The following is a 17,303-nucleotide window of genomic DNA, read 5'->3' as shown; positions in this document are numbered from 1 at the left end:
TTTCATACCCGCACAGTTGGGAGGACCCTTGCCCCTCCGAAACCGTCTGAGACTTCTCGCGGTATCCGGTCTCGCTCTGTTCACCGTGTCGGCGTCCCTGCCACCGGCCGCGGCCGTTCCCTCGCACGACCCGCACCCGTCGCGCGGCGGGCTGTCCGCCGTGATCCGCTACACCGAGTACGGCATCCCGCACATCGTGGCGAAGGACTACGCGAATCTCGGGTTCGGTAACGGCTGGGCGCAGGCCGCCGACCAGGTGTGCACGCTCGCCGACGGCTTTGTGACGCTGCGCGGCGAGCGGTCCAGGTACTTCGGTCCGGACGCGGCGCCGGACGGCTCACTGTCCTCCGCGACAAAGAATCTCTCCAGCGATCTCTACTTCCGCGGGATACGCGACAGCCGCACCGTCGAGAAACTGCTGAAAGTGCCCGCTCCGGCAGGTCAGAGCCATGACGTGAAGGAGCTGGAGCGCGGCTGGGCGGCCGGGTACAACGCGTGGCTGGCGCAGAACCGGATCACTGATCCGGCCTGCCGGGGCGCCGAATGGGTGCGGCCGGTGACGACCCTGGACGTCGCAACCCGCGCCTTCGCGCTCTCCGTGCTGGGCGGTCAGGGCCGCGGGATCGACGGCATCACGGCGGCGCAGCCGCCCACCGGCACGTCGGCGTCGCCCGGTGTCCCGCCGGACGACGCGGCGCAGGCGGCGCAGCGGCTGCTGTCCACGCAGAACGCGGACATGGGCTCCAACGCAGTCGCGTTCCGCGGCAGTTCGACGGCGAACGGGCGTGGCCTGCTGCTGGGCAATCCGCACTATCCGTGGCAGGGCGGGCGGCGGTTCTGGCAGTCGCAGCAGACCATCCCCGGGGAGCTGAATGTGGCGGGCGGTTCGCTGCTCGGCTCGGCGACCGTGTCGATCGGGCACAACGCGAACATCGCGTGGAGCCACACCGTCGCCACCGGTGTCACCCTCAATCTGCATCAGCTGACCCTCGACCCGGCCGATCCGACCGTGTATCTGGTGGACGGCAAGCCGGAGCGGATGGTGAAGCGCACGGTCTCGGTGGCGGTGAAGGGCGGCGCCGCGGTGACCCGCACCCAATGGTGGACCCGGTACGGTCCGGTCGTCACCTCGCTGGCTGCCGGACTGCCGCTGCCGTGGACGGTGACGTCCGCGTACGCGCTCAATGACCCGAACGCCACAAACCTGCGGTCCTCGGACACCGGTCTCGGGTTCAGCAAGGCGCGCAGCACCGCGGACATCCAGACCGCGTTGCGCCGTACCCAGGGGCTGCCGTGGGTGAACACCATCGCCGCCGATTCGTCGGGGCATTCGTTCTTCTCCCAGTCACAGGTGCTGCCGAGGATCACGGACGAGCTCGCGCAGCAGTGCTCCACCCCGCTCGGCCGGGCGACGTACCCCTCGTCGGGGCTCGCGGTGCTGGACGGGTCGAGGAGCGACTGTGCGCTGGGTTCGGATCCGGACGCGGTGCAGCCCGGCATCTTCGGACCGGGCCGGATGCCGACCGTCAAGGACGCCCCGTACGTCGAGAACTCCAACGACAGTGCCTGGCTGACCAATGCCGACGCGCCGCTGACCGGCTTCGAGCGGGTCTTCGGGACGGTTGCCGCGCCCCGGTCGATGCGGACCCGGGGCGCGATCGAGGATGTGTCGGCGATGGCGGCGAAGGGCCGGCTGACCGTCGGCGACCTGCAGGACCAGCAGTACGAGAACCGCGCCCCGGCCGGAGATCTGGCCGCGGCCGACCTGGCGCGCGCCTGCGCCGAGCTGCCCGGCGGACGTGCCGTCGGCAGTGACGGGACAGCGGTCGACGTGTCGGCCGCGTGCGGTGTGCTGGCGCGCTGGGACCGGAAGGTCGACACCGGCAGCCGGGGCGCGCTGCTCTTCGACCGTTTCTGGCGCAGGGCCACGACGGTGCCCCAGGCGCAGCTGTGGAAGGTGCCCTTCTCCGCCGCGGACCCGGTCCGCACCCCGAACACACTGAACACCTCGGCGCCGGGCGTCACTTCGGCGCTCGCCGACGCGGTCGCCGAACTGCGCGCGGCCAAGATCGCCCTGGACGCACCGCTGGGCGCATACCAGGGGGTCGTACGGAACGGGAAGCGCATCGCGGTCGGCGGCGGTACGGAGCCCCTCGGCATCTGGAACAAGACGGAGCCGGTGTGGGACGCGGCGAGCGGCGGCTACACGGAGGTGTCGGCCGGCTCCAGCTATATCCAGGCGGTCGGCTGGGACGGCTCCACGTGCCCGGTGGCCCGTACCCTGCTGACGTACTCCCAGTCCTCGAACCCGACGTCTCCGCACTTCAGCGACCAGACCGAGCTCTACTCGGGTGAGCGCTGGGTGACGTCCCGGTTCTGCGAGAAGGACATCGCCCACTCGCCCGCGCTGCGGGTGGTGCGGGTGCACGAGCACCGGTAGCGCGCCGTGGGCGGGTACCCTGACCGGAGGCGGCAGGGTACCGGCCCGTCGGTCACAGGTCCCGCCGGTGGGCTTCCCAATAGGGGTCGCGCAGCCGTCGCTTGTACAGCTTGCCGTTCGGGTCGCGCGGCATCGTCTCGATGAAGTCGACGCTCTTGGGGCGTTTGTATCCGGCGAGCCGCTGTGCGCAGTGGGCGAGGATCTCGGAGGCGAACCCGTCGCCAGGCAGGTGCCCTTCGGCCGGTTCGACGACCGCCTTGACCTCCTCGCCCCATTCGGCGTGCGGGATGCCGAAGACGGCGGCGTCGGCGACCGCGGGGTGGGCGAGGAGGGCGGCCTCGATCTCGGCGGGGTAGATGTTCACACCGCCCGAGATGATCATGTCGATCTTGCGGTCGCGCAGGAAGAGATAGCCGTCCTCATCGAGAATGCCTAGGTCACCAACGGTGAAGAAGTCACCGATGCGGCTCTTCTCCGTCTTGCTCCTGTCCTTGTGGTAGCTGAAGCCGCCGGTGCTCATCTTCATGTAGACGGTGCCCAGTTCGCCCGGAGGAAGGCGCTCGCCGTCGTCGTCGAAGACGGCGAGTTCGCTGATCGGCCAGGCCTTCCCGACCGTGCCCGGCTTCTTCAGCCAGTCCTCGGCGGTGGCGAATGCCCCGCCGCCCTCACTGGCGGCGTAGTACTCCTCGACGCATTGCCCCCACCAGTCGATCATGGCGCGTTTGACGTGGTCGGGGCAGGGGGCCGCGCCATGGATGGCATGCCGCATGGAGGTGACGTCGTACCGCTCCTTCACCTCGTCGGGCAGGGCGAGGAGGCGGTGGAACTGGGTGGGGACCATGTGCGTGTGCGTGCAGCGGTGGGCATCGATGACCCGCAGCATCTCCTGAGGCGCCCACTTGTCCATCAGCACCAGGGGGTGCCCGATGTGCAGGGCGGCGCCCGCGAACTGGAGCACGGCGGTGTGGTAGAGCGGCGAGCAGACCAGGTGGACGTTGTCGTCGGACGGCCTGATGCCGAAAATGCCGAGGAAGCCGCCGAGATGGCTCTCCTCCGGGAGTCGGCCGGGCAGCGGGCGACGGATGCCGCGCGGCCGGCCGGTGGTGCCGGAGGTGTAGTTCATGACCCAGCCGAGCGTGCGGTCGTCGGGCGGAGCGTCGGACTGCCCTTCGAGCAGTTCGGCGTAGGGACGGAAGCCGTCGACCTCGCCGACGGCGTACCGCTGGCTCGCGGGCTGCTTCGCCTCGTCCGCGGCGGCGGTCGCGGCGTCGGTGAACCGCTCGTGCGCGATCAGCACCTTGGAGCCGGAGTCGGAGACGATCCAGGCGATCTCGGGGCCGACGAGATGGTGATTGACGGGTATGAGGTAGAAACCGGCCTGTGCGGCAGCGAGGTAGGCGGTGAAGAATTCGACGCCGTTGGGGAGGACGACGGCGAACGCGTCGCCCTGCCGGAGCCCGGCCGCGCGCAGCCCGTGGACCAGGCGGTTGGCCGCGGCGTGCAGCCGGCCCGCCGTCCAGGTCTCCCCGTCGGGCGCCACGAGGACCGTACGGTCGGGGTCGGCGGTGGCCTGGGCCCAGAAGCCGTTCGGCGATTGGTTCATGCGACGCTCCGTCCGGCGATGCGGTTGATCCGGTCCACGGCGCGCTCGAAACCGCGGGTCAGGTCGTCGAAGACGGCCTGCACGCTGCGTTCGGTGTTCATCCTGCCGACGATCTGGCCGACGGGGGTGCCGAGCAGCGCGCCGGTCTCGTACTTCTGGATACGGGAGACGGCCTCGGCCACCAGCAGCCCCTGGAGCGGCATGGGAAGCGTGCCGGGTCCCGACGGGTCGTCCCAGGCGTCGGTCCATTCGGTACGGAGCTGGCGGGCGGGTTTACCGGTGAGGGCTCGGGAGCGAACGGTGTCTCCGGAGCCTGCGGCAAGGAGTTTGCGGGTCAGCGCGCGGGAGTGGAGGTCGGCTTCCTCGGTGGTCAGCCAGAGCGATCCGAGCCAGACGCCCTGCGCTCCGAGGGCGAGTCCGGCGGCGATCTGTTCTCCGCTGCCGATGCCTCCGGCGGCGAGGACGGGGAGCGGCCCCACGGCGTCGACGACGTCGGGGACGAGGACCATGGAGGCGATCTCTCCGGTGTGGCCGCCCGCTTCGTATCCCTGGGCGACGACGATGTCGATGCCCGCGTCCGCGTGGTGCCGGGCGTGTTTGGCGCTTCCGGCGAGGGCTGCGACGAGAACGTCCCCGTCGTGGGCGCGTTGCACGACGTCCGCAGGTGGCGAACCGAGGGCGTTGGCAAGCAGCTTGATGGGGTACTCGAAGGCGACGTCGAGCTGGTTGCGGGCGACCTCCTCCATCCATCCCGTGATCCGCCAGCCGGAGGCCTCGCCCTCGGCGAGTTCGGGGACGCCGCGCTTGGCGAGGGTGTCCTTGACGAACTGGCGGTGTCCGGCCGGAATCATCGCCTCGACATCGGCCTCGGTCACCCCCTCCACCTTTCTGGCGGGCATGACGACATCGAGGCCGTACGGCTTGCCGTCGGTGTGCTCCTGAATCCAGTCGAGGTCGCGCGCGAGGTCGTCCGGGGCGGTGTAGCGGACCGCGCCGAGCACGCCGAACCCGCCGGCCCGGCTGATGGCCGCAGCCACCGCTGGGAACGGCGTGAAGCCGAAGATGGCGTGCTCGACTCCCAGTTTCTTGCTCAGCTCCGTCTCCATGGGCGGCAGGATGCCGCAGTCGGACATCCGAAGGAAGAGATTTTCTGATGAAGTGTCAGATTCTTTGTGGCGCCGGGGGCCTCCGGGACGGCAGGGGTGACAGTAATCTCTGCGGTGGCAGGAAGTTTCACCGCAGGGCTCGATAACGAAAGTAACTTTCACCCGGTAGGAAGGGGTTCCGGATGACCGAGGACGCAACCGGCACAGGGATCAGCCGACGCAGGCTGAGCGGCGGGATGCTGGCACTGGGCGGGGCGCTCGCCCTGGCGCCGATCCCGTTCGCGGCGACGGCGTCGGCCATGGAATCGGGGGCGGGAACATCGGGAGCGGGGACGGATGCCACGCACGGTCGGACGACGCTGCGACGCGGTTCCGCCGCCCGCGCGGGCCTGTTGCAGGGGCCGCTGGACCAATTGGTCACCGACGCCGAGAAGTTCCTCACCGCCTCCCCCAAGCACCCGTGGTACGCGGGCGCGGTGCTGCTCGCGGGGCGCGGCGGCACGGTGGCACTGCACCGGCCGATCGGCAAGGCGGTGCGGTACGCGGCGTACGACGAGAAGACCGACACCGGGGTGGAGTTCCCGGCGGACCAGCAGATCGCGATGGCCGAGGACACGGTCTTCGATCTCGCGTCGGTGTCGAAGCTGTTCACCTCGATCCTGGCCGTGCAGCAGATCGAGCGCGGGGCGCTGGAGCTGGAGGCGAAGGTCGCCTCATATCTGCCCGACTTCGCGGGGGGCGGCAAGCAGGACATAACGATCCGTCAGCTGCTCACGCACACCTCAGGTTTCCGTGCCTGGATTCCGCTCTACAAGGAGCCGACACGGGAGGGAAAGCTGGGGCTGCTGTGGACCGAGGTCCCGGCCAACCCGCCCGGCACCGTGTATCTCTACTCCGACCTCAATCTGATCTCGTTGCAGCTGGTCCTGGAGAAGATCACCGGCCGCACCCAGGATGTCCTGCTCCGCGAGGAGATCACCGCTCCGCTCGGTATGCACCGCACTCGTTACAACCCGCCCGCCGCCTGGAAGCCGAAGATCGCGGCGACCGAGGATGCCCGGCTGCCCTGGTCCGGCCTGAACCGCGGCCTCGTCTGGGGCGAGGTGCACGACGAGAACGCGTACAGCCTGGACGGGGTCGCAGGCCACGCCGGAGTCTTCTCCTGCGCCTGGGACCTGGCGATCCTCGCCCGAACACTGCTCAACGGCGGCGTCTACGGACGCGCGAGGATCCTCTCCGACGAGTCCGTGGACCTCCTGTTCACCGACTTCAACACCGCGTTCCCGGGTGATGCGCACGGGCTCGGCTTCGAGCTCTACCAGCACTGGTACATGGGGGCGATGGCCACGCCGCGCACCGCGGGCCACACCGGTTTCACGGGCACGAGCCTGGTCCTCGATCCGACGACCGACTCGTTCCTCATCGTGCTGGGCAACTCGGTGCACCCGGTGCGCAGCTGGCGCTCCGGCAGCGCACCACGGGTCGCCACCGCGAACCAGATGGCGCGAGCGGTGGCCGTGCGCCCGGCCCGGGGCCGTACCGCGTGGTTCTCCGGCATGGCGAGCGCCGCGTCCGCCACGCTCGCGCTGCCCGTGCTGCGTCCGGTGTCGTCGCGTGCCGCGCTGAGCTGCGCGCTGTGGTGGGACACCGAGCCGGGCTCCGACTTCCTGTTCCTGGAGGCCTCTTCGGACGCCGGGGCGACCTGGCAGCCGGTGCCGTTCACCACCGTACCGACAGCGGCCGAACACCACGGGACGGAGCCCGAACCGCATCCGGCGGGCTCCGTATCCGGCTGGTCGGGCCGGGTCTGGCACCGGCTGGACGCGGACATTGCCGCCTGGCGCGACAAGGAGGTGCGGCTGCGGTGGCGGTACACCACGGACCAGCTGTACGTCGGACGCGGGGCGTACGTGGACGGCATCCGGGTCAAGGACGACGGCCGTACGGTCTTCGACGACAGCAGAGCCGGCGACGCGGGACGTATCGAGGCCAACGGGTGGACGGTGTCCTCGGACTGAGGCTGGCCGTCCCGGCCGGCGGGAGACGTTGATCAGGACGCCAGGCTGCCGGCCGGTTCGGCCGGCAGCCTGGCGTCAGGACGACGGGACGAGCAGATGAACAGCGAGTGCGGTGATCAGCGTGCTGGAGGCCAGTGCGGTGACGAGCCGTCCTCGATGGCTCGTCAGGGCGCGACCGAGCAGCGCTCCCCCACCGGCAAGCACCAGTTGCCAGCCCGCGGATGCGGCGAAGGCGGCGAGGACGAACACCGACTGTTCCCAGTGGTCCGGATCCGCAGCGGTCGTCCGGCTGCCGAGGACCAGCGCCGCGAAGTAGATCACGGTGGCGGGGTTCAGGATCGTCATTCCGAGGAGCCCCAGATAGGCCCGCGCGGCGCCGAGGGGTGCCCCGTCGGTCCGGACTGCCGAATACCGCTTGCGGTACCTGCCGATTGCCGTGGCCCCGCTCCGGGCCGCCAGCGCGACGAGCACCAGAGCCGAAACCCAGCGAAGGGGCAGCGCGACGGGCTCGATGACATGGGTGAGCGACGAACCTCCGACGACCGCGATCAGCGCATAGAGGCCGTCGGCCGTCGCGACACCGAGCGCGGCTGCGGAACCGGTCTTCAGAGACGTCCGGGCCGTGAGGGTCACCAGATAGGCCCCGACCGCTCCGATCGGCATGGCAATGCCCAAGCCGGCCAGGAGCCCCGCGACCAGGGCGGCCGTCACGCGTGCAGGAAGGCAGGCCTCCGCAGGGGGCCGGGCTGCTGCTGGACCCGGACCGGTCGGGCGGCGGCGAGGGTCAGCGACGGGAGGACGGTGATCGAGTTCATGAGCAGATGATGGGGGCGGCAGGGGGCGCGGGCAACGCAATTTCTGTCAGCCACTACGCTGCTCGCCCATGACTGAACCCACCTACCTGAGCACCACCCGGGCGTCCTACGACACCGTCGCCGTGGACTACGCGGAACTCCTGAGAACGGAACTCGGATACAGGCCGCTGGACCGGGCGATGCTGGCCGCATTCGTCGAACTCGTGCAGGCGTCCGAGGCCGGACCGGTCGCCGACATCGGATGCGGCCCCGGCCGGGTGACGGGGCACCTGCGGTCCCTGGGGCTGACCGCACGCGGCATCGACCTGTCGCCGGAGATGATCGCGGTGGCCCGTCGGACCTATCCGGACCTTCGTTTCGATGTGGGTTCGATGAACGCGCTGAATCTCGAGGACGGCGGTCTCGGCGGCATCGTCGCCTGGTACTCCATCATCCACACCCCGCCGGAGCTGTTGCCGGAGGTGTTCGCCGAGTTCCACCGGGTGCTGGCCCCGGGCGGCCATCTGCTGCTCGCCTTCAAAGCCGGTGACGAGATCCGGCACCTGGAACACGCGTACGGCCATCCCCTGGCGCTGGATGTCTACTGGCTGGAACCCGAGCGTGTGTCGGAGCTGCTGAGCCGGGCCGGATTCGTCGTGGACGCCAGGCTCGTGCGCGAGGCGGGCAGGAACGAGGCGGGCCCTCAGGCCTACCTCATGGTCCGCAGACCGGCGAACCCGTAGTCGGCGGGTCCGTCCCGTCCCCCTCGCTACGGGGCGTCCGGCCTCCGGTCGACGGGCTGGATCCCGGCCCGCCGTGCGACGTTCTCGCTGTGCTCCAGGTGGACGCGCCCCTTCTCGCCGAGCTGTCCGAGTACGCCCGCGAGGACCGTCTCGACCGTGGCCGGCGTCGGCACCATGCTGTCGTACGGCGACGGGGCGGCCACCCGGCTGGGCAGGACGACGTCGGCGAGAGCCAGGCATCGGTGAACAGCACGATCTTGCTGCCGCACTGCCTGGCCACCTCGGTGATGACGACCTTGTCCGGTTCGTAGCGGCGGTAGTCGAACACCACGAGGACGTCCTGTCTGCCCAGGCCCGCGAGTACAGCGGTCCGTTCCACGTCCCGGTCCGGCAGGATCACCACATCACCGCGCAACTCGCCTTCGGCGCGCGCCGTTCCCGGCCCGTCGTCGTCCTGTGCCCGAGGCGGTGTGCTGCCGTATCCGCGCGTGCTGTACAGCGCCAGCGGTGAGGCCCTGCGTTCGTCGAGCTCCTCGCGCAGGGCCGCCTGGAAGTCAGGAAACCCCTTGTGGCCGAGCCTGTTGACGAAGCGGATCGCCGTGGGGCGCTCACACCGGCCCGTTCAACGGGCTTGCGGGAGGCTTCGGATCCAGATGGTCGCTGCGCGGAGATTCAGTCCGGCGAGGTAGCTCTCTGGGTGTCTTGCCATAGCGGGTGGCGATGCCTCGCCAGGCTTTCATCCTGTTGATGGCGCGCTCAATCGTGTTGCGGTCGCGGTAGAGGTCGGTGTCGAGGGTGAGGGGCGGACCTCCCTGGCTGCCCTTCTTCCTGCGGTTGGCGGCCTGGTCCTTCTTTTCGGGGATGACCGCCTTTTCGGGGATGACCGCCTTGGTGCGGCGTTTGCGCAGGTGGGCGCGGTTGGCGCGGGAGGAGTAGGTCTTGTCGCCAGCCACCGCGGCGGGCCGGGTAGAGGCCGGTCATGGTCTGCTCGGGGCCCTACCGCTCACTGGCAGGCTTGCCCGCGTCCCGCTGGGGCACCTCGCAGTCCTGCCTCACCTCTCCCGCACCGGGCGGCCACGGGCCACTGGGGTGACCCGGGGCGACAACGGCACCCCTGAACGGCGCGGGTCCGGGGAACCGATCCCGGATACGCGTTTGATCGCGTCAGAGAACCGAAACGCCGGGCGCGGAGAGCGCTGACGGGCGGGGATCTCCGAGCCATGCCCCCAGCGCTTGAGGGAGATTGCAATGAGCGGCACTTCGGCCTTGCCGACACCGTCCGGTCCATACCTGGACAGCGGGTTGCTGCCCGCCGACTTCTACGCCTATGAGGAACTGCTGTCGGACGGGGAGCGGGAGAAGATCGAGTCCGTCCGCGAGTTCCTCCGCACGCAGGTCGCCCCGATCGTCGACGACTACTGGGCCCGGGCCGAGTTCCCCTTCCAGTTGGTCGAGGGCTTCGGCGGGCTCGGTCTTCTGGACTGGGCCGAGCCGGACTCCCCGGAATCCAAGCCGAGCAACCTCTTCGCGGGCTTCATCGCGATGGAGCTCGGGCACGCCGACGCGTCCATGGCGACGTTCTTCGGCGTGCACTCGGGTCTGGCCATGGGCACCATCCTCAGCTGCGGCTCCGACGACCAGAAGCGGCGGTGGCTGCCGGCCATGAGCCGCCTCGAGAAGATCGGCGCCTTCGCGTTGACCGAGCCGCACGGCGGCTCCGACGTGGCCGGGGGCCTGCAGACCACCGCGCGTCGCGACGGCGACGCGTGGATCCTCGATGGAGCGAAGCGGTGGATCGGAAACGCGACGTTCGCCGACCTCGTCGTCGTCTGGGCCCGCGATGTCGAGACGCATCACGTACTGGGCTTCGTCGTGGAGAAGGACACCCCCGGGTTCACCGCGACGAAGATCGAGAACAAGATGGCGCTGCGGATCGTGCAGAACGCCGACATCGTGCTCGACGGCTGCCGCGTTCCGGAGGCCAACCGGCTGCAGAACGCGAACTCGTTCAAGGACACCGCCGAGATCCTGCGCCGGACGCGCAGCGGGGTGGCGTGGCAGGCGGTGGGAGTGATGTTCGGCGCCTACGAGATCGCCCTGCAGTACGCGAAGGAGCGTGAGCAGTTCGGGCGCCCGATCGGGGGCTTCCAGCTCGTACAGGACCTGCTGGTGAAGATGCTCGGCAACGCCACGGCCTCCTGCGGGATGGTGACGCGTCTGGCCCAGTTGCAGGATGCCGGGGTCTACCGCGACGAGCAGTCCGCCCTGGCGAAGGCCTACTGCACCGTGCGGATGCGCGAGAACGTGGGGTGGGCGCGGGAACTGCTGGCAGGCAACGGCATCATCCTCGACTACAAGGTCGGGCGCTTCGTCGCCGACGCGGAGGCCCTGTACTCGTACGAGGGCACGCGGGAGATCCAGACCCTCATCGTCGGACGTGCCGTGACCGGCGGCCTGAGCGCCTTCGTGAGGTGACGAAGATGACCACCGAATCCGTCTTCACCGGCCTGAAAGTCCTCGACGCGTCGAGCTTCATCGCGGGTCCTGCCGCGGCCACCGTGCTGTCCGACTTCGGAGCGGACGTCATCAAGATCGAGCCGCCGGGGAAGGGCGACCCCCAGCGGCGGCTGAGCTCCGTGCCGCCCAGTCCCCGGGCACAGGCCAACTACAGCTGGCACCTCGCCAACCGCAACAAGCGCGGCATGGTGATCGACCTGAAGTCACCGGCGGCCACCGCGGTCCTCAAGCGCCTCGTCGAGTGGGCCGACGTGGTGATCACCAACTTCCCGCACGGCACACGCGAGAAGCTGCACCTCGGTTACGACGAAGTCTCGGGCTGGAACCCGCGGGTCGTCTACGCCGACATCACCGGCTTCGGGGACACCGGCCCCGACGCCGGGCAGCCGGGCTTCGACCTGACCGCCGCCTGGTCGCGCAGCGGACTGCTGGCCTCCACCCGGGACGCGGGAGCCCCGCCGACGGTGCCGGTCTGGGGCAGCGGCGACTACATGTCGGCGATCGCGATCTACGCGGCGATCGTGACCGCCCTGTACCGCCGTGAGCGCACGGGACAAGGAGCCAGTGTCGGGACGTCGCTGCTCGCCGCGGGCATCTGGGCCACGGGAACGCTCGTGGCCGGCGCGCTCGCCGGCGGCACGCCGTTCGAGCTGCACGACCGGAATGCGCCGGCGAACCCGCTGATCAACCCCTACCGGACCGCGGACGACGAGTGGTTCATGCTGGTCGCCTCACCCCCGCACTGGCCGGGACTGACGCGGGCCATCGGGCACCCCGAGCTGCTCGAGGATCCCCGTTTCGCGGACGTCGAGGGCTTCGTCAAGAACTCCACCGCGCTGAGCGAGCTGCTCGACGCCGAGTTCCGCACGCAGCCCTTCACCCACTGGAAGGACGCCCTGGGCCAGGAACGCGTCACCTACAGCCTCATTCAGACGCCGGAGCAGGCCGCGCAGGACCCGCAGTTGCGCGCGAACGACATCGTGGTGCCGCTGGAAGGAGTCAGCGGGCTCAAGGAAACCATCAGCAGTCCGGTCAACCTCCGAGGGGTGCCGAAGGTGCCGGCGAAGCGAGCGCCCGATCTGGGCGAGCACAACGACGAGATCCTCGCCGAGCTGGGATTCGGCCCCGCCGAGATCGCCGAGCTGCGCGCCCAGGGAACGATCCCCGGCACGACGGAAGGCGAGGCGTCGCAATGAGCACGGCCTCCGAAGCGTCCGACAGGGTGCTCCACGAGCGCCGCGCCGGCGTGCTGACCATCACCCTCAACCGCCCGGCGCAGAAGAACGCCATCGACCACGAGGTCGCGGTACAGCTGGCGGCCGCCGTGGATCTGCTCGACGCGAACCCGGATCTCTCGGTCGGCGTACTCACGGGCGCGGGCGGGGTGTTCAGCGCGGGCATGGACCTCAAGGCATTCGCCAAGGGCGAGCTGCCCCTGCTGCCGGGCCGGGGACTGGGCGGGCTCACCCGCGCGGTGGTGCGCAAGCCGTTGATCGCCGCGGTCGAGGGCTGGGCGCTGGGCGGCGGCTTCGAGCTGGTGCTCGCCTGCGACCTGATCGTCGCGGCAGAGGATGCCCGGTTCGGGTTTCCCGAGGTCATGCGCGGTCTCGTGGCAGCAGAGGGCGGACTGGTCAGGCTGCCACGCCGCCTTCCCTACCACGTCGCCGTGCGCGTACTGCTCACGGGCGAACCGCTGTCCGCCTCCGAAGGCAAGGAGTACGGGCTCGTCAATGAGCTGACCCCACCCGGCGGCGCGCTGGACGTGGCCCACGAGCTGGCGGGGCGCATCGCGCGGAACGCCCCGCTGGCGCTGGCGGCCGTCAAGGAGGTCCTGCGCGAAACGCAGAGCCTGAACGAGAGCGACGCGTTCAGGCGGCAGGACGAGCTCACGCACGGGCTGGCCACAAGCGAGGACGCGCGGGAAGGCGCGCGAGCGTTCGCGGAGAGGCGCGCCCCCGTCTGGCACGGCCGCTGATGCCGGCCGCGTCAGCCTCTTCCCTTCCCCCGCAGCCCGTGTCCGAGTTCCAGGAGCAGTGACCAGCCATGAACGTGCACAAACCCGTCCAGCGCGTGGCGATCGTCGGGACCGGCACCATCGGTGCGAGCTGGGCGACGCACTACCTCGTCCGAGGCTTCGATGTCACGGCCACCGACCCCGCCCCCACCGCGGAGGCGGCCCTGCGGTCGTACGTGGAGGCGGCATGGGACGCGGCTGCCTCGATCGGTCTCGCGCCCGACGCCTCGCCCGATCGCCTGAGCTTCACCGCGGACCGGCGTCAGGCCGTCGCGGACGCCGACTTCGTACAGGAGAACGCGCCGGAGCGCCCGGAGCTCAAGGTCCGGCTGTTCGCCGACATCGACGATGCCACGCCGCCGGACGCGATCATCGCGTCGAGTTCGTCGGGCATCACGATGAGCGTCATCCAGGCCGAGTGCCGGCGTCCGGAGCGGACCGTCATCGGTCATCCCTTCAACCCGCCGCACATCGTCCCGCTGGTCGAGGTCGTCGGTGGAACCAGGACCGCCCCGGAGACGATCCGGGACGCCATGTCGTTCTACGCCGCGATCGGCAAGAAGCCGATTCACCTCAAGAAGGAGCTTCCCGGGCACGTCGCCAACCGTATCCAGGCCGCGCTGTACCGCGAGGTCGTGTACCTGGTCCAGGAGGGAGTGCTCGACGTGGCGGACTCCGACGACGCGGTGTCCTGGGGGCCGGGGCTCAGATGGGGCGTCATGGGCCCCCATCTGCTGTGGCATCTTGGCGGAGGGGCGGGCGGCATCCAGCACTTCATGGACACCCTCATGCCGCGGATGGCGGCGTCCTGGGAGGAACTGGGCACCCCCGAGTTCACACCCGAGCTCAAAGAGGAGATCGTGGGCGGCGTCCTGGAGGAGGCGGACGGCCACTCGGTCGACGAACTGGCCGCCCGGCGCGACGCGATGCTCTCGGCCCTGCTCGCCGTGCGCGCCCAGTACGACCCGTCCGGCCCTCCGAGCGCCGCAGCCGGTCAAAGGGCGAAGGAGGGACCGTGACGGGGGGCCAGGAGAGACTGTTCGTGCTCGAGGCCAGCAGTGGCGGTCGGCTGTTCTCCGTGAACCCCGACGGTTCCGACAAGAAGGTCGTCGTCACCGGGTGCAGGATCCCCGACGGCGTCGCCGTCGATGTCGTGGCCGGGCACATCTACTGGACCAACATGGGCCTACCGCCGCAGAACGACGGCTCGATCGAGCGCGTGGACCTGGACGGAGGCAACCGGACGACGATCGTCCCGAGCGGCGTCACGTACACGCCCAAGCAGCTCCACTTCGAGGCCGCGGGCCGGAAGCTGTACTGGGGTGATCGCGAGGGCATGCGCGTGATGCGCTGCGACCTCGACGGCTCGAACGTCGAGACCCTCGTGCAGACGGGACAGGGAGACGACGACCGCCGCGACGAGACCAGGTGGTGCGTGGGAGTCGCCGTCGACCCTGTCGGTGGGCACCTCTACTGGACACAGAAGGGCCCGAGCGACGCGGGGCTCGGGAAGATCCTGCGGGCCGGAGTCGATCTGCCCTCCGGGGAGAGAGCGGCCGAACGCGGCGACATCGAGGTGCTGTTCGAGGAGCTGCCGGAGCCGATCGACCTGGAACTCGACCTCGCGGAGCGCATGCTGTATTGGACGGATCGCGGGGACCCGCCGCGGGGCAACAGCGTGAACCGCTCGCCGATGGACCTGCCGGACAGGCGATGGACGCCCGAGATCCTGTTGACCCACCTCATGGAAGGCATCGGCCTCGCCCTCGATCCGGACGACGGCCGCATGTACGTGACCGACCTGGCCGGGACCGTCTACGCGGCCGATCTCGACGGATCGAACCGGACGGAGATCCTCGTCCTGCAGGGCAACCTCACCGGCATCGCCCGTGCCGTGCTGCCGACCGGGCGGCGGGCCGGGTGCGGGGGCGGCCGACGGGCAGGAGGACCCGTACCTTCGTCAGGACGGGGATGAATTGGGGGCTGTCAGCAGCCTGCCCGGCGGTCAGGAGAAGCGCCACGGCCGACAGCGCCGGTCAGCGGCCAGGTGGATTTTACTGCACTCGTCCTCGGCACGGCCGGCGTCCTGGCCGCCGCCGGCGTCCTCTCGCTCGCCGGCAGCGCGAACGCTGCGAGCACCCTCGGCGCCTCGGCCGCGGCCAAGGGCGGGTACTTCGGTACGGCGGTGGCCGCGAATCACCTCGGTGAGGCTCAGTACGCCTCCACGCTGGACACCGAGTTCAACGCGGTGACGCCCGAGAGCAGCGCGGGGTGCCGATCGACTGCGCGGAGTTCCAGTCGCACTTCAACAGCAACTCGCCCGTCCCCAGTGACTACCAGGCCAACCGGCATCACGGTCTGGGGCATCCCCGACAAGTACTCGTGGCGCAGCAGTGGCACCCCGCTGCTGTTCGACAACAACTACGGCAAGAAGCCCGCGTACGACGCGGTGCTCGCCGCACTCGGCGGCAGCACCCCCGGCGGCGGCACGCGCGGCGCCACCTGCACGGCGACCTGCACGCGTACCGATACCTGGAGCGACCGCTACAACGGGCAGGTGACGATGAAGGCCGGCAGTTCCGCGATCACCAACTGGTCCGTACCGGTGACCCTGACCTCGCCGCAGAAGGTCTCCACGACCTGGAACGGCACTCCCGGCTGGGACGCCAGCGGAAACGTGATGACCATGAAGCCGAACGGCAACGGCAGTCTGGCGGCAGGAGCGTCGACGGCCTTCGGGTTCACGGTCATGACAAACGGCAGCTCGGCGACACCCTCCATCGGTGCCTGCACCGCCTCTTGATGAAACGTCAGAAGTGAACAAACGCAGGGCATGGCGATTCCCGATCGCCACGCCCTGCGCCGGTGTACGGAACAGGGCGGGGTGCGGAAGCGGCGGGCAGTGTCCGGATTCCGGCTATCCCACGAGCGGCTGTCCGGCCCCCGTCGACGCAGGGAGGGTGGCGCCGGGCAGAACGGGCACTGCGACCGGGGCCGGCGCCGTCGACTCCCGTACGACCAGACGCGGCCGGATGAGCAGGGAACGCCCGGCCACCGGGGCCGAGTCGATCCTGGCCCGCAGCTGCTGGAACGTCTCGGCTGCCATCTCCGGCAGCGGCTGGCGGACCGTGGTGAGCGGCGGTTCGAAGAGGTCGGCGAGCAGAATGTCGTCGAAGCCGACCACCGAGACGTCCTGTCCGGCGCTGCGCCCCGCATCCTTCGCCCCCCGGCAGATCCCGATCGCGCACATGTCGTTGATGGCGACGAAAGCGGTGGGCGGGTGCGGTCCGGACAGGAGCTCCCGCGCCGCTCTGCGGCCCAGTTCGGCGGCGTCCTTGTCGCCGAACTCGGTCGTGTCGGCGCCCGGCCAGACCACCGCGTCGGCCGGGTCGAGCCCCGCCGATTCCAGGGCGGCACGGAAACCGCGCAATCGCTCGCGGCGGTTGACACTGTTGACCGACCCGGAGATGAACGCCAGCCGCCGGTGGCCGAGTTCGATGAGATGACGCGTGGCGAGTTCGGAACCCATCGCGTTGTCCACGCTGATGGAGGACAGTGACGGCGGGTCACCCGCCTGGGCGGTGCGGTCGAAGGCAACCATCTTCAGGCCGCGGCCGAGCAGCGGTGCCACATGGTCGAGCGACGGCAGCGAGGAACAGAGCACCACCCCGCTCACCCCGTCGGCGAGCAACTCCTCGCTGTACTTGAGCTCGCGGGCCGGATCACGCTCGCTGTTGCAGAGCAGTACGTGGTACCCCTCGGTGAGCGCAATGGCCTCCAACTCGCGGGCGAGCGACCCCCAGAAGGGGTTGGCTACCGATGGCACGATGAGACCGATGACCTTGATCCGGCCGGTCCGCAGCATCCTTGCCGCACGGTTGGGCCGGTAGCTCAGCTGCTCGATCGCCTGCTCGACTCGGGCCAGGGTGGCCGCCTGCATACGGTCCGTACGTCCGTTGAGGACGTTCGAGACCGTGCTCGCGGAGACCCCAGCGGCCTCCGCGACCTGATGGATCGTTACCCCGCTCATGCCACCTCCGGTTCGGAACCCATTGCACGATCCCAGTG

The 17,303-nt window shown here is 69.9% G+C and carries 13 protein-coding genes and 2 pseudogenes; 9 read left to right on the top strand and 6 right to left on the bottom strand.

Annotated features, from left to right (window positions below; translation table 11 throughout):
- The first annotated feature begins 28 nt into the window (after positions 1–28).
- Entirely contained in the window at positions 29–2,440 is a 2,412-nt protein-coding gene (locus ABZV38_RS16830; protein WP_356327706.1) for a penicillin acylase family protein, read from the top strand.
- Positions 2,441–2,492: 52 nt separating this feature from the next.
- On the opposite strand, the gene ABZV38_RS16825 is transcribed toward ABZV38_RS16830, so the two are convergent.
- Together ABZV38_RS16825 and ABZV38_RS16820 are read right to left on the bottom strand one after the other, a co-directional pair.
- Complete coding sequence (locus tag ABZV38_RS16825; protein ID WP_356327705.1) at positions 2,493–4,043, bottom strand: acyl-CoA synthetase; 1,551 nt, start codon at positions 4,041–4,043, stop codon at positions 2,493–2,495.
- Positions 4,040–5,149 (bottom strand): nitronate monooxygenase, encoded by a 1,110-nt coding sequence (locus ABZV38_RS16820; protein ID WP_356327703.1) that lies wholly within the window; start codon positions 5,147–5,149, stop codon positions 4,040–4,042. Before ABZV38_RS16820 ends, ABZV38_RS16825 begins: the two co-directional genes overlap by 4 nt.
- A 182-nt stretch (positions 5,150–5,331) precedes the next feature.
- Between ABZV38_RS16820 and ABZV38_RS16815 the strand changes: the two genes are divergently transcribed.
- Positions 5,332–7,167, top strand: a complete 1,836-nt coding sequence (locus tag ABZV38_RS16815; protein ID WP_356327701.1) for a serine hydrolase — start codon at positions 5,332–5,334, stop codon at positions 7,165–7,167.
- A gap of 75 nt (positions 7,168–7,242) precedes the next feature.
- On the opposite strand, the gene ABZV38_RS16810 is transcribed toward ABZV38_RS16815, so the two are convergent.
- Complete coding sequence (locus tag ABZV38_RS16810; RefSeq protein ID WP_356327699.1) at positions 7,243–7,878, bottom strand: LysE family transporter; 636 nt, start codon at positions 7,876–7,878, stop codon at positions 7,243–7,245.
- Positions 7,879–8,050: 172 nt separating this feature from the next.
- Here ABZV38_RS16810 and ABZV38_RS16805 point away from each other — a divergent pair, with 172 nt between their 5' ends.
- A complete protein-coding gene (locus ABZV38_RS16805; RefSeq protein ID WP_356327697.1) occupies positions 8,051–8,704 on the top strand; it encodes a class I SAM-dependent methyltransferase in 654 nt (217 codons plus the stop codon).
- Between the two features lie 26 nt (positions 8,705–8,730).
- On the opposite strand, the gene ABZV38_RS16800 is transcribed toward ABZV38_RS16805, so the two are convergent.
- Positions 8,731–8,973, bottom strand: a complete 243-nt coding sequence (locus ABZV38_RS16800; protein ID WP_356327695.1) for a hypothetical protein — start codon at positions 8,971–8,973, stop codon at positions 8,731–8,733.
- Between the two features lie 353 nt (positions 8,974–9,326).
- Positions 9,327–9,672: pseudogene (locus ABZV38_RS16795) on the bottom strand (transposase); the annotation flags it as partial.
- A gap of 280 nt (positions 9,673–9,952) precedes the next feature.
- Between ABZV38_RS16795 and ABZV38_RS16790 the strand changes: the two are divergent.
- The 6 genes and pseudogenes from ABZV38_RS16790 to ABZV38_RS16765 all read left to right on the top strand — a co-directional run bounded on the left by ABZV38_RS16790 (position 9,953) and on the right by ABZV38_RS16765 (position 16,038).
- Complete coding sequence (locus tag ABZV38_RS16790; protein WP_356327693.1) at positions 9,953–11,179, top strand: acyl-CoA dehydrogenase family protein; 1,227 nt, start codon at positions 9,953–9,955, stop codon at positions 11,177–11,179.
- A 5-nt stretch (positions 11,180–11,184) separates the two neighbouring features.
- A complete protein-coding gene (locus tag ABZV38_RS16785) occupies positions 11,185–12,417 on the top strand; it encodes a CoA transferase (protein ID WP_356327691.1) in 1,233 nt (410 codons plus the stop codon).
- On the top strand, positions 12,414–13,196 hold the full coding sequence (locus tag ABZV38_RS16780) for a crotonase/enoyl-CoA hydratase family protein (protein ID WP_356327689.1): 783 nt from the start codon (positions 12,414–12,416) through the stop codon (positions 13,194–13,196). The genes ABZV38_RS16785 and ABZV38_RS16780 overlap by 4 nt, the downstream gene beginning before the upstream one ends.
- Before the next feature lie 68 nt (positions 13,197–13,264).
- Positions 13,265–14,254: a 3-hydroxyacyl-CoA dehydrogenase NAD-binding domain-containing protein gene (locus ABZV38_RS16775; RefSeq protein WP_356327687.1), complete on the top strand. Its 990-nt coding sequence runs from the start codon at positions 13,265–13,267 to the stop codon at positions 14,252–14,254.
- A complete protein-coding gene (locus ABZV38_RS16770; RefSeq protein ID WP_356327685.1) occupies positions 14,251–15,210 on the top strand; it encodes a 3-hydroxyacyl-CoA dehydrogenase in 960 nt (319 codons plus the stop codon). Before ABZV38_RS16775 ends, ABZV38_RS16770 begins: the two co-directional genes overlap by 4 nt.
- Before the next feature lie 72 nt (positions 15,211–15,282).
- A pseudogene (locus tag ABZV38_RS16765) lies at positions 15,283–16,038 on the top strand (endo-1,4-beta-xylanase).
- 114 nt (positions 16,039–16,152) lie between these two features.
- On the opposite strand, the gene ABZV38_RS16760 reads toward ABZV38_RS16765, so the two are convergent.
- Complete coding sequence (locus ABZV38_RS16760; protein WP_356327683.1) at positions 16,153–17,265, bottom strand: LacI family DNA-binding transcriptional regulator; 1,113 nt, start codon at positions 17,263–17,265, stop codon at positions 16,153–16,155.
- Between the last annotated feature and the right edge of the window lie 38 nt (positions 17,266–17,303).

Source organism: Streptomyces sp. NPDC005181 (assembly GCF_040608395.1).
In the GTDB taxonomy this organism is placed as follows: domain Bacteria; phylum Actinomycetota; class Actinomycetes; order Streptomycetales; family Streptomycetaceae; genus Streptomyces.
Note: the sequence above shows the minus strand (reverse complement) of the source record. Positions and strands in the feature narration are given on the sequence as shown.